The following is an 11,947-nucleotide window of genomic DNA, read 5'->3' as shown; positions in this document are numbered from 1 at the left end:
CGCTGCGCTATTGCCGCGCGGCGAGATGACGATAGAGCGACCGGCGCCAGGCGGGGCGGCGGCGCACCTCTTCGACCAGGAAATCCCTGAGCCCGGCAAAGGTCTCTTGCGCGGTCTCGGTGATGATCTCCCCATGTGCCATCAGGATCCGCTCGAACCGCCAGGCGGCGATGGCATCAAGGCTCGCCGCGGCCGCCTCGGCGTCATCGGTATACATGCGGAATTCGGGCGACGGCAGCGGCCGCCCCAGGATATGACCTGCCCGCGCGGCAGCCCGGGCAAAGCCCCCGCCTATCGTGGCCTCGGTGATATTCTCCACCAGATCGGCAACGATCAGCGTCCTGCTGGCGCGATGGAAGAACACCACCTCGGAAAAGAACAGATTGCCCCGGGTCAGGTGCTGGTCCATCACCGGCGCCCAGTCTGGCCGCGGACGATCCCCCAGCGTGCCGGCATAGGTCAACCCCGGCCGTCGCTCGATCAGGCCGGGCGAGGCCCAGATCTGCGCCTCGGGAAAGGCGGCGGCCATGCCCGGCAATCCCTGATTGTGGATCTTGTTGGGCGACATCAGATGCCGCACCGGCCCCAGCGCCCGCAGCGCCCCGATCAGCGGCGGCGACGGCAACAGCGGAGAGATCACCGCCACCCCACCATCGGGCAGTACCACCACGCTCATCCGGGTCATCAGATGCGCGCCGAGGAACCGAACTCCGCCCTCGGCATAGAACAACCCCTGGCCGATCTCGATCAGCATCGGCGCCTCCATCGTCGGTTTCAGGTGCAACTGTGTCATCGCGCCGCCACAGCGACAACCGCCCGCCACGCTTTCACGTTGCACGATACCGCGACCCACGGCATTAAGTCCCGGATGGCACAACAGCTCGATTATCATACGATCCGCGAGATCTTCACCCGGTTTCACGACCGCGAGCCCGAACCCAGGGGCGAGCTGGAGCATGTCAACGCCTATACCCTGCTGGTCGCCGTGGCGCTGTCGGCGCAGGCGACCGATGCCGGGGTGAACAAGGCCACGCGGCACCTGTTCCCGATCGCCGACACGCCGCAGAAGATGCTCGAATTGGGCGAAGACCGGCTGATCGAGCATATCAAGACCATCGGGCTTTACCGCAACAAGGCCAAGAACGTGATGAAGCTGTCGAAGATCCTCGTCGAGGACTATGACGGCATCGTCCCCAATTCCCGCGCCGCGCTGCAATCGCTGCCCGGCGTCGGGCGCAAGACCGCCAATGTGGTGCTGAACATGTGGTGGCACTATCCGGCGCAGGCGGTCGACACCCATATCTTCCGCGTCGGCAACCGCACCGGCATCTGCCCCGGCAAGACCGTCGAGGCGGTCGAACGCGCCATCGAAGACAACGTGCCGGTGGATTTCCAGCTCCATTCCCACCACTGGCTGATCCTGCACGGTCGCTATCACTGCAAGGCGCGTAAACCGCTCTGCGGCACCTGCCTGATCCGCGATCTCTGCCAATTCGAGGACAAGAACCTATGACCACCTATCAGCTCGTCGGCATCGGTAATGCCATCGTCGACGTGATCAGCCAGGCCGACGACAGTTTTCTCGACCACATGGGCATCGAGAAGAGCATCATGCAGTTGGTCGAGCGCGACCGCGCCGAACTGCTTTATGGCGCGATGACCAACCGGCTGCAGACGCCCGGTGGATCGGTCGCCAATACCATCGCCGGCGCCGGTGCGCTGGGGCTGAAGACCGCCTTCATCGGCCGGGTGCGCGACGATGCGCTGGGCCGGTTCTATGCCGAGGCAATGACCGATCAGGGCGTCGATTTCGTCAACCCGCCAGTGGCGGAAGGCGACCTGCCGACCTCGCGCTCGATGATCTTCGTCTCGCCCGATGGCGAACGCTCGATGAACACCTATCTGGGGATTTCCTCGGAACTCAGCTCGGACGACGTGCCCGCGGAGGTCGCGGGCCAGGCGCAGCTGATGTTCCTCGAAGGCTATCTCTTCGACAAGGACAAGGGAAAAGAGGCCTTTCTGCAAGCGGCGCAAGACTGCCACAAGGGCGGCGGCAAGATCGGCATCGCCATCTCCGATCCCTTCTGCGTCGACCGGCATCGCAGCGATTTCCTGTCGCTGATCGAACATCAGATGGATTTCGTGATCGGCAACGAGGCCGAGATCCAGTCGCTGTTCCAGACCGATCACCTGGACGACGCGCTGATGATGACCGCGGCGCTCTGCCCGCTGGTCGTCTGCACCCGCTCCGGCGACGGGGTGACGGTGATGGAGGGCACGGTCCGCACCGATATCCCGGTCGAAAAGATCACCCCCGTGGATGCCACCGGCGCCGGCGACCAGTTCGCCGCGGGCTTCCTCTATGGCCTGGCGACCGGTCGCGATCTGGAGACCTGCGCCAGGATCGGCAATATCTGCGCCCGCGAGGTGATCAGCCATATCGGGCCGCGGCCCGAGGCCGATGTTTCGGCGCTGCTGAAAGACGCGGGCCTGCTCTGATGGCTCTGGCGGCGGGTTTCCACGAGGTGCCCCCGGGCATGCTGACCACGGTGGTGACGCATCTTGAGATGCGCGCCCCCGCCGCCGAACGCCCGGTCCCCCTGCCCGAGGGTCTCATCCTGCGCCGGATCGAAATCCCGGGAGTCGACTGGTACCGCGACCTCTACACCCGGGTCGGGGCCGATTGGCTGTGGTTCTCGCGCCTGCGGATGGAGACGGCGGAACTGGTTGCCATCCTGACCGACCCCGATGTCGAGATCTGGGCGCTGGAAAAGGATGGCCGCGCCGAGGGGCTCTTGGAACTCGACTTCCGGCACGAGGGCGAATGCGAACTGGCCTTCTTCGGCCTGACCGACGCGCTGATCGGCTCGGGCGCCGGGCGGCTGCTGATGAACCAGGCCATCGCCCGCGCCTGGGCCCGACCGATCGCCCGGTTCCACGTCCATACCTGCACGCTCGACAGCCCCGCCGCGCTGAGCTTCTATCTGCGCAGCGGCTTCACCCCCACCCGGCAGCAGATCGAGATCACGCCGGACCCGCGACTGACCGGCGAATTGCCGCGCGACGCCGCGCCCCGGATACCGATCTTCGAAGGCTGATCCCGGCGCCGCCGCCCCGCGACAGGCTGGCGGCCGGCCCCCGGTCTTTTTCTAGCTCAAAATATCCCCGCCGGAGGCTCCCGCACGCGACCTCCGTGCAACGCCCGCCTAAAGCGCCAGCCCCATGCCACCGGTGCCGACCCGCACATGCATCGGGCCGCAGCTTTGACCGACAGACAGATCGGAATGCGTCCCGCTGGTGCCCACGCCGACACCAACGGTCACGTCCGGCCGCGCCGGCTCGCAGCCGGTGCAGGCCGCCAGACAAAACGCGGGGATCATCAGGACAAGGCAGAGACGCATCGGGGCCTCCCTTCGGGACTGGGTCATCGCCGAAGGTAACGCCAGCCCCGGGGCGCGCAAAGGGCGATCAGCGCAGATAGGGCGCGAACTCGGCGACCACCCGCTCATAGACCGCGCGCTTGAACGGCACGATGCGATCGACCAGATGCTCCGGCTCCTGCCAGCGCCAGGTGCTGAATTCCGGGTGTTCGGTTTCGATATTCACCTGATCGTCAGTCCCGAGGAAGCGCATCAGGAACCATTTCTGCTCCTGCCCGCGATAACGGCCCTTCCAGATATGCGGCACCAGATCATGCGGCAGATCATAGGGCAGCCAGGAGGCGGTCTCCGCCACGATCTCCACCAGATCGGCGGTCACCCCGGTCTCTTCCCAAAGCTCGCGCAGGGCAGCATCGCGCGGCGCTTCGCCCTTGTCGACGCCCCCCTGCGGCATCTGCCAGGCATCCTCATTGCGGTCATTGCGCTGGCCGACGAAAACATTCCCCTCGGCGTTCAGCAGCATGACGCCGACGCAGTGGCGATAGGGCAGCTTGGCGATCTCTTCAGGGGTCATGACGCGGTTCCTTTCGCTGGGCCCCCTCTGTCTAGCGCCTGCATCGCCGGGCGCAAGCCGCTGACGCAGGGTTCAGGCGTGACAGATATCCCGAATGCGGCAATTCTGCCGCCAGCTAAGGGAGGGCTGATATGACCGAGTACCCACATCTTCTGGCGCCGCTGGATCTGGGCTTCACCACATTGAAGAACCGCGTGCTGATGGGCTCCATGCACACCGGGCTGGAAGAGACCGGTGATTGGAACCGCGTCGCCGAATTCTATGCCGAACGCGCCCGTGGCGGCGTGGCGCTGATGGTGACCGGCGGCATCGGCCCGAACCTCGAGGGCTCGGTTGCCCCTGGCGCGGCGATGATGGTCAGCGACAAGGATGTCGCCAATCATGCCATCGTGACGGATCGCGTGCATCAGGCCGGCGGCAAGATCGCCATGCAGATCCTGCATGCGGGTCGCTATGCCTTCGGGCCGAAATGCGTGGCGCCCAGCCCGGTGAAATCGCCGATCTCCCCCTTCCCGCCGAACGAGCTGGACGAGGAGGGGATCGAGAAACAGATCGCCGATTTCGTGCAGGCCGCCGTGCTGGCGCAGAAGGCCGGCTATGACGGGGTCGAGGTGATGGGATCCGAGGGCTATTTCATCAACCAGTTCCTCGTCACCCATACCAACAAGCGCACGGATCGCTGGGGCGGCTCGTATGAGAACCGCATGCGCCTGCCGATCGAGATCGTCCGCCGCACGCGGGAGGCCGTCGGCCCCGACTTCATCATCATCTATCGACTGTCGATGATCGACCTGGTGCCCGACGGCTCCACCCATGACGAGGTGGTGCAACTGGCGCGGGAGATCGAAAAGGCCGGCGCCACCCTCATCAACACCGGCATCGGCTGGCACGAGGCGCGCATCCCCACCATCGCCACCTCGGTGCCGCGTGCGGCCTTCGCCTGGGTGACCAAGAAGCTGATGGGCAAGGTGTCGGTGCCGCTGATCACCTCGAACCGGATCAATACCCCAGCCGTGGCCGAGCAGGTTCTGGCCGAGGGTTGCGCCGACATGGTGTCGATGGCGCGCCCGATGCTGGCCGATTCGCATTTCGTCGCCAAGGCGGCGGCGGGCGCCGCGGCGACCATTGCCCCCTGCATCGCCTGCAATCAGGCCTGTCTGGACCACACCTTCGGCGGCAAGCTGACCTCCTGCCTGGTCAACCCGCGCGCCTGCAACGAGACCGAGCTGGTGCTGGAGAAGACCGCAGCGCCCAAGACCATCGCGGTGGTCGGCGCCGGCCCCGCCGGGCTCTCCACCGCGCTGGCAGCGGCGGAGCGGGGCCATGAGGTCACGCTCTTCGACAAGGCGGAAGAGGTCGGCGGCCAGCTCAACATGGCCAAGCAGGTGCCTGGCAAGGAAGAGTTCCGGGGGCTGGTCGACTGGTACAAGACCATGCTCGCGACCTCCGGCATCACGGTCGAACTGGGGCGACAGGTCACGGCGGCGGATCTGACCGGCTTCGACGAGGTGGTGATCGCCACCGGCGTCACCCCGCGCGATCCGGGGATCCCCGGCGAGGATGGCGCCAATGTGCTCAGCTATATCGAGGTGCTGCGCGACAAGGCCCCGGTTGGCAGATCGGTCGCGGTGATCGGCGCCGGCGGCATCGGCTTCGACGTCTCGGAATTCCTGTTCGAAGACCACAGCCCCGCCACCGACCTGCCGGCCTGGATGACCGAATGGGGGGTCACCGACCCCGCCAAACACCGCTCCGGCCTCGCCCCCGAGGGGCCGCAACCGGCGGCGCCGGCGCGGCAGGTGACGCTGCTGCAGCGCAAGAAACAGGCGCATGGCAAGGGGCTCGGCAAGACCACCGGCTGGATCCACCGCGCCACGCTGAAGATGAAGGGGGTCAATTTCGTCGGCGGCGTGAATTACGAGAAGATCGACGCAGACGGTCTGCATGTCTCCTTCGGCGAGGCGCGGGAGAACCCCACGTTGATCGCCGCAGATACCGTGGTGCTCTGCGCGGGCCAAGTGTCGGAGCGCAGCCTCGCCGAGGCGCTGGCGGAAAAGGGCATCGCCGCCCATGTGATCGGCGGTGCCGATGTGGCGGCCGAACTGGACGCCAAACGGGCGATCGACCAAGGCACAAGGCTCGCCGCCGCGCTCTGATCCGCGCGAGGCAAAAACCGGTCGAGGCGCGGCCCTCCCTGGCCATCGCCGTGGCCTGGGAGCCTCCCCGGGACTCCGCCCGGTCGCGGCTGAGTGCGGCGGATCAGGAAACTCTCCCGGGGGGAGAGTTTCCCCGCCGAACCGTCCAGTGGACCGTTTGTCCCTGCGCCTTCCGGGGCTACGCCCGTTCGCGGCTGAAAACAGTCCACTGGACTGTTTGTCCCTGCGCCTTCCCGGGGCTACGCCCGTTCGCGGCTGAAAACAGTCCACTGGACTGTTTTCCGGGCGCCGCTCACCCCCCTTTTTCTAGCTGCAAATATCCCGGGGGAACGGCCGCAGGCCGTGGGGGCAGAGCCCCCTATTCCCCATGCGCCGCGCGGCTGTCCGCGGGGGCCTCTGCCCGCTCGGTCATGCCGTAATCGCGCAGCACATGGGCGACCCGCAACCGATAGTCGCGAAACAACCCGCCCCGTCCCTTCGCCTGCGCCGCGCGATGTGCCGCAAGCGCCCGCCAGCGCTCCACCGCCGCCTCATCTTCCCAGAAGGACAGCGACAGAAGCTTGCCGGGCTGGGTCAGGCTTTCGAACCGCTCGACCGAGATGAAGCCCTCGATCGCCTCGGCCAGAGGCCGCATCTCGGCCGCGATATCCAGATAGGCCGGGGCGCGGCCCTCCATCGGTTCCACCTCGAAAATCACTGCGATCATGTTGCCGGTCCTCCCGAGGCGAGTTTCAGGAAGCATCGGTCCTCGCGCAAGATGAAGCGTTCCTTCTGGGCGAAAAGATAATTCTCCCGACCCAGCGGATCGGCGGCCAGCCGGGCGCGATAGGCCTCATAGGCCGCCAGGCTCTCGATGTTGTAAATGCCATAGGCCAGCGTGCTCGATCCTTCATGCGGCGCGAAATAGCCGATCAGGTCGGCGCCATTGCGCGGGATCGCCTGCCCCCAGGTGCGGGCGTACTGGCGAAACTGGTCGTGTTTGGTCGGGTCGATCTGATAACGGATCACGCAGGTCAGCATGGGCTTTCTCCTTGGTCTGAATGCCCCCTTCTAACCGCTTGCACCGCGCTTATGCTTCGCCCATGATCGAAGCATGAAAGAAGGTCCAGACATCGCCCGCGTCGCCGCGCTGATCGGTGATCCGGCCCGCGCCAACATCCTCACCGCGCTGATGAGCGGCAAGGCCCTGACCGCCAGCGAACTGGCGGCCGAGGCGGGCGTCGGCCTGCCCACTGCCTCGTCGCACCTGCGCAAGCTTGAAGAGGGTGGGCTGATCGCCCAGCGCAAATCAGGCCGCCACCGCTATTTCACCCTCTCGGACGATGAGGTCGCCAAGGTGCTCGAGGCGCTGATGGGGCTCGCTGCCGGCCATGGCCACCTGCGTACCCGCACCGGCCCGAAAGACGACGCGCTGCGCCGCGCCCGGGTCTGTTACAACCACCTTGCCGGCGAGATGGGGGTGCAGATGTACCACGCCCTGCGCGCCCGCGGGTTTGTGACCGGAGAGGACGAGAAACTGGCGCTGACCGACTCGGGGCGAGGCTTTGTCGCGGGTCTGGGTGTCGATCTCGCCGCCCTGCCCCGCAGCCGCGCGCCGCTTTGCCGTGAATGTCTGGACTGGAGCGCCCGGCAATCGCATCTGGCCGGGCAACTCGGCCGTGCGCTGCTGACGCAATTCATCGCCAATGGCTGGGCCCGACGCGCCAAAGACAGTCGCGCGGTCATCTTCACGCGCCAGGGCGAGATGGCCTTTGCCCAGGCCTTCACGCAGACCTTCCCCCGCCCCGAGCCCCGGGGCTGAGCCACAATCGTCGTTTCCGACTTATACACGATACCTGCCAAATTCCCGAGAATATCCCATCCCTGCCCCGTTCTTGCCCAGATTGACCCCGATAAGCGGTTGAAAGACAAGAAACCGAGGATGACGGCATGGACCGACTGACCGAAATGGAAGCCTTCGCCAATGTGGTGGATCAAGGTGGCTTCACCGATGCGGCCAAGAAGATGGGGATTTCGAAATCCGCCGTGTCCAAGCATGTGTCGAGCCTTGAGGCACGGCTGGGGGCGCGGCTGCTGAACCGCACCACCCGCCGGGTCAGCCCCACCGAAATCGGCCTGGCCTATTACGATCGCGCCCGCCGGGTGCTGAACGACGCCGGAGAGGCCGACGCGCTGGTCACCTCGATGCAATCGGCGCCCTCGGGTCTGCTCAGGATTTCCGTCGCCACCGATTTCGGGGTCAACCTGCTGTCGCCGATCCTGTCCGACTTCCTGGCCGATTTTCCCGACATCACCGTCAACATGGTGCTGAACAACCGCTATGTCGAACTGATCTCGGAAGGGTTCGACATGGCGGTCCGGATCGGCGAGCTTGAGGACAGCACCCTGCGCGCCCGCAAGCTGACCGAAACCACCAAGCGGCTGATCGCGAGCCCCGAGTATATCCAGAAATACGGCCGGCCGCAGAAGATCGATGATCTGAACGAACACAAGCTGCTGCACTATTCCAACCAGTCCAGCGGCAACGTCTGGAAGCTGACCGCGCCTTCGGGCGAAAAGCGGCAGGTGCGCACCTCGGGCTGGTTGTCGGTGAACGACGGTCAATCGCTGCTGAACGCCGCCATCTCCGGGCTCGGCATCGCCTATCTGCCCAGCTATCTCTACGCCCATGCGATGAAGGAGGGGCTGGTCGAGGATGCGATGCCCTCGCTGCCGCTGGAAACCCAGGGCATCTATGCGGTCTACCCGCCGGGCCGCTTCACCCAGCCCAAGGTTCGCGCCTTCATTGATTTCCTGGTCCACGCCTTCGCCGAGAAAGGCCCGACCGACTGGTAATTTGCCTGAGCCGAAGCCTGCGCCCTTGGCATAACCTGCCCCCGTGCTCTGCATGGGGGCTTTTTTGTACTGGGACGACCGGGGCGGCGCCTTCTCCGATCGTGGCGAAAACCGCCTCGCGGACGCGGGTCGCACCCGTCGGGCGGGCCTGCCTCTAGGTTGCCAGCCGGGTGAGGCCTTCGGAGGCAAGTGACCAGATCCGCTTGGCGCGGCGGGACGCGCGCGGCGCGCAAACGAGAGTGATGGTATAGCCCAGCCCCTCGGGTGCCGGCCTGACGGCCAGCCGCCCCGCCGCAACATCGGCCTCGATCAGAGAGGCGGGCAGAACGCCACGGCCGCGCCCGGCGATGCAATGCGCCCGGATATCGGCAGCCATCCCATGCGGGACCTCCTCCGTGACCGGCAGATCGGTGCGGCAGGCCCGCCATATCCGGCCAATATAGGTCAGCGGATGCGACACATGCAGCGGCAATGCGACATCCCCCACGCCCTGCGGCTCTACGATCACCAATCTGTCCGTGCCGATATCTGCCGCGCGGAACACGGTGAAATCGTCATCTATCGGCACCAGAGGGTGGCGGGTTACCAGAGCAAGATCGACCTCGGACCGCGCCAACATCCGCGCCGCCATATCGTGATTGGCAATCCGCGGCGCGAAATAGACCCCCGGCAAGTGGCGCGACAGCCTTTCCTTGAACTCGGGAAACAGCGTGACCGTCGCACTGTGCGGCATGACGATGGACACGCCGCCCTCGCTCGGGCTCCAGGGCGTCGAAGCGCCGCGGAACAGGTCGATCTCGGCCAGGATCTGCTGGGCCTTCGGCACGAAGTCTTCGCCGCCTTTGTCAGACGGATCGGCCGGCTGCGCCGATCGACCAGAAGCCGACCAAGATAATCTTCCAGCGATCGCAGACGCTTGCTCAGATTCGATTGGGTGGTGTTGCGCCGCTCGGACGCCAGCGTCAGGTTCAGCGTCTCCGCCACGCAGAGGAAATCCCGCAACTGCTCGATATTCATCGACCGGCCACTCCCTGACCGGCACAAGGAGGCATCCGGGTATGACAGCCCGTCAAGACGGTCTCACTTCAGCGCACCCTCCGGCCCGAACAGAACCGTGACCAGACCGCTGCGGGCAATCGCCCCCGGAGCGCCGGAAGTCGGACGTTCACCGAACCGGACAAGACGCGCGAAGACCACCCTGCGATCGCTCTTCTCGGCCCAGCCGACATACCAGCCGAACGGCCGCCCCCTGAGCAGGGCGCCGTCGTCGCCAAAGGGCAACCCGGCGCCAGTCTTGCCATAGAGATGCCAGCCGCCCGGCTGTTCGCCATTGTCCATCAGCGCCTTCGTCTGATCGACGGAAAAGGCGGACACCGGCAGTTTGCCCCCGATCATGCGGGTGAGGAAAGCGACCTGCTCGGCGGGAGAGATCTGCAGCGACGAACTCAGCCAGGCATGGGTCAGGCCGTTCGCCTTTCCCGCATCGCCGGAGACATCCATATTCCCATAGCCGAAGGCATCGACATAGTCGGTGAAGCGATCGGGGCCGAGTTGCTCTGTTATCCGCTGCGAATACCACACCACCGAATCGCGCATCCAGCTTGTCGGCGTGGTCGGCTGCCGCCACTTCGGGTTCCAATCCGCATAGCCTTCCCTGAAGGGCAATTCAGGCACATCTGGAGTGCTCAGGATCCCGGCATCGAACCCCATCAGGCTGATCGCCACCTTGAATGTCGACGCCGGCGAGATCCTGTCATCGCACTGGCCTTGCCGGACCAGCGGTGTGGCCGATCCGATCTCCTGCGCCAGGGTGCAGACCACACGCTCGTCCGCCGACGCCGCCCCGGCGAGCCCCAGAACCGCCGCCATGACAATGGCAATCATCTTGCCCATCCGCTTCTCCTTGCTGCCGTCTTCGGTGAATACCGCCCCCGGCGCATCGAGGTCCAAGTCATGTTCGGACTGATCACGATACAATCCGGAATGAAGGCACTAGGCGAACGCACCCGACCGGGCAGAAGACAGGAGCATGTCAGCCAGAGAGGGTCAGGGCAGCAACACCGCCTCGACCCGGCGGTTCTTGTTCCGCCCCTCGGCGGTGAGATTCGAAGCAACCGGCGCCAGATAGCCGACCCCCTCGGCGCTGACCCGGTTCATGTCGAGCCCATAGAGCCCGAGCAGCCGGTCGCGCACCGCCTCGGCGCGCTGCCGCGACAGGGTCAGGTTGCCCTCGAGCGCGCCGACGCTGTCGGTATGACCGACCAGCATGATCCGATAGTCAGGATTGGCCTGGAGAAACCCGGCAAGCTTTTCCAATGAGGCGAAAGGGCCGGAGCCAAGCGCACCGGCGCCGGTGCCGAAGTCCAGATCGGGCAGCACCACATGCCCATCGGCCACGAGCTGATCGATCAAGGCGTCGCCTGTGGCGGCGGGGGCGGGCGCCTCTGTCTCAGATGGCGTTTCCGAAGGGCCCGGTGCCGTCGCCTCTTCCTCGCGAGAGGGCGGGCTGACGTGGATTTCCTGGATATAGGCGCTGCTGCCGGTGCGGCTGATCAACAGGCTCAGCGCCTCGTCGGCGCCGCGAATGGCCGAGACGAAACGGTAATTGCCCAGATCCACATGCATCTGCGGCGCCTCGGCGACATCGGTGCCATAGCGGAAATCGAAGCCACCGCAATCGTGCGCGGCGCAGTCGAAGATCACCACATAGCCAGCCGCCCGCAACTGATCGCGCAATGGCTGCAAAAGCTGCAGCGTGGTGGCCGCGCTGCCGTCGATCCGCCAGCTGCGCCGCGCGACCCGCCCCTCGAACACCCGCGAGGGCACGGCCGAGCCGTCGAAGACCCCGACCGGCAGATCATAGCTGTCGAGCGGCAGGATCCGCTCGGACAGCAGGCGCGCGGCGGCGGGCATCTCGAGGGCGGCGGCGGCTCCGGACATGAGCAGCGGCGCCGCCAGCAGCAGCGCCCGAAGCCCGATATCCCGCCATCCGCCCAAGAGCA

The 11,947-nt window shown here is 65.8% G+C and carries 14 protein-coding genes and 1 pseudogene; 6 read left to right on the top strand and 9 right to left on the bottom strand.

Annotated elements, in window-relative coordinates:
* Window positions 1–7 precede the first annotated feature (7 nt).
* Window positions 8–793, bottom strand: coding sequence for a hypothetical protein (locus tag ACN0V4_RS00865; RefSeq protein WP_417672618.1), 786 nt, complete (start codon window positions 791–793; stop codon window positions 8–10).
* A gap of 75 nt (window positions 794–868) precedes the next feature.
* Between ACN0V4_RS00865 and nth the strand changes: the two genes are divergently transcribed.
* From nth to ACN0V4_RS00850, 3 genes are read left to right on the top strand one after another with little or no spacing between them, the layout of a single operon-like run.
* Entirely contained in the window at window positions 869–1,513 is a 645-nt protein-coding gene (gene nth / locus ACN0V4_RS00860; protein ID WP_417672617.1) for an endonuclease III, read from the top strand.
* Window positions 1,510–2,499, top strand: coding sequence for an adenosine kinase (locus ACN0V4_RS00855; RefSeq protein WP_417672616.1), 990 nt, complete (start codon window positions 1,510–1,512; stop codon window positions 2,497–2,499). The genes nth and ACN0V4_RS00855 overlap by 4 nt, the downstream gene beginning before the upstream one ends.
* Window positions 2,499–3,098: a GNAT family N-acetyltransferase gene (locus ACN0V4_RS00850; RefSeq protein ID WP_417672615.1), complete on the top strand. Its 600-nt coding sequence runs from the start codon at window positions 2,499–2,501 to the stop codon at window positions 3,096–3,098. Before ACN0V4_RS00855 ends, ACN0V4_RS00850 begins: the two co-directional genes overlap by 1 nt.
* Before the next feature lie 108 nt (window positions 3,099–3,206).
* On the opposite strand, the gene ACN0V4_RS00845 is transcribed toward ACN0V4_RS00850, so the two are convergent.
* Together ACN0V4_RS00845 and ACN0V4_RS00840 are read right to left on the bottom strand one after the other, a co-directional pair.
* A complete protein-coding gene (locus ACN0V4_RS00845) occupies window positions 3,207–3,401 on the bottom strand; it encodes a hypothetical protein (protein ID WP_417672614.1) in 195 nt (64 codons plus the stop codon).
* A gap of 67 nt (window positions 3,402–3,468) precedes the next feature.
* The gene (locus tag ACN0V4_RS00840; RefSeq protein WP_417672613.1) at window positions 3,469–3,954 is read right to left on the bottom strand and encodes an RNA pyrophosphohydrolase; all 486 of its coding nucleotides are present in this window, start codon (window positions 3,952–3,954) and stop codon (window positions 3,469–3,471) included.
* A gap of 131 nt (window positions 3,955–4,085) precedes the next feature.
* Here ACN0V4_RS00840 and ACN0V4_RS00835 point away from each other — a divergent pair, with 131 nt between their 5' ends.
* A complete protein-coding gene (locus ACN0V4_RS00835) occupies window positions 4,086–6,110 on the top strand; it encodes an FAD-dependent oxidoreductase (RefSeq protein WP_417672612.1) in 2,025 nt (674 codons plus the stop codon).
* A gap of 358 nt (window positions 6,111–6,468) precedes the next feature.
* Here ACN0V4_RS00835 and ACN0V4_RS00830 read toward each other — a convergent pair whose 3' ends face one another.
* Both ACN0V4_RS00830 and ACN0V4_RS00825 read right to left on the bottom strand, forming a co-directional pair.
* The gene (locus ACN0V4_RS00830) at window positions 6,469–6,816 is read right to left on the bottom strand and encodes an antibiotic biosynthesis monooxygenase family protein (protein WP_417672611.1); all 348 of its coding nucleotides are present in this window, start codon (window positions 6,814–6,816) and stop codon (window positions 6,469–6,471) included.
* A complete protein-coding gene (locus ACN0V4_RS00825; RefSeq protein WP_417672610.1) occupies window positions 6,813–7,130 on the bottom strand; it encodes an NIPSNAP family protein in 318 nt (105 codons plus the stop codon). The genes ACN0V4_RS00830 and ACN0V4_RS00825 overlap by 4 nt, the downstream gene beginning before the upstream one ends.
* Before the next feature lie 73 nt (window positions 7,131–7,203).
* On the opposite strand from ACN0V4_RS00825, the gene ACN0V4_RS00820 reads away from it, so the two are divergent.
* Both ACN0V4_RS00820 and ACN0V4_RS00815 read left to right on the top strand, forming a co-directional pair.
* Window positions 7,204–7,911 carry an ArsR/SmtB family transcription factor gene (locus ACN0V4_RS00820; RefSeq protein WP_417672609.1) on the top strand — a complete coding sequence of 236 codons (708 nt, stop codon included), beginning with the start codon at window positions 7,204–7,206 and terminating at the stop codon, window positions 7,909–7,911.
* 128 nt (window positions 7,912–8,039) lie between these two features.
* Window positions 8,040–8,945 carry a LysR family transcriptional regulator gene (locus tag ACN0V4_RS00815; protein WP_417672608.1) on the top strand — a complete coding sequence of 302 codons (906 nt, stop codon included), beginning with the start codon at window positions 8,040–8,042 and terminating at the stop codon, window positions 8,943–8,945.
* A 154-nt stretch (window positions 8,946–9,099) separates the two neighbouring features.
* Here ACN0V4_RS00815 and ACN0V4_RS00810 read toward each other — a convergent pair whose 3' ends face one another.
* The 4 genes and pseudogenes from ACN0V4_RS00810 to ACN0V4_RS00795 form a co-directional block, all read right to left on the bottom strand.
* Entirely contained in the window at window positions 9,100–9,771 is a 672-nt protein-coding gene (locus tag ACN0V4_RS00810) for a LysR substrate-binding domain-containing protein (protein ID WP_417672607.1), read from the bottom strand.
* A gap of 20 nt (window positions 9,772–9,791) precedes the next feature.
* Window positions 9,792–9,962: pseudogene (locus ACN0V4_RS00805) on the bottom strand (LysR family transcriptional regulator); the annotation flags it as partial.
* A 63-nt stretch (window positions 9,963–10,025) separates the two neighbouring features.
* Window positions 10,026–10,838 carry a class D beta-lactamase gene (gene blaOXA / locus ACN0V4_RS00800; RefSeq protein WP_417672606.1) on the bottom strand — a complete coding sequence of 271 codons (813 nt, stop codon included), beginning with the start codon at window positions 10,836–10,838 and terminating at the stop codon, window positions 10,026–10,028.
* 153 nt (window positions 10,839–10,991) lie between these two features.
* Window positions 10,992–11,942, bottom strand: a complete 951-nt coding sequence (locus ACN0V4_RS00795) for an OmpA family protein (protein ID WP_417672605.1) — start codon at window positions 11,940–11,942, stop codon at window positions 10,992–10,994.
* Window positions 11,943–11,947: the final 5 nt, after the last annotated feature.

The organism is Pseudodonghicola sp. (assembly GCF_048268305.1).
GTDB lineage: Bacteria > Pseudomonadota > Alphaproteobacteria > Rhodobacterales > Rhodobacteraceae > Pseudodonghicola.
This window is presented reverse-complemented; position numbering and strand designations above follow the sequence as displayed.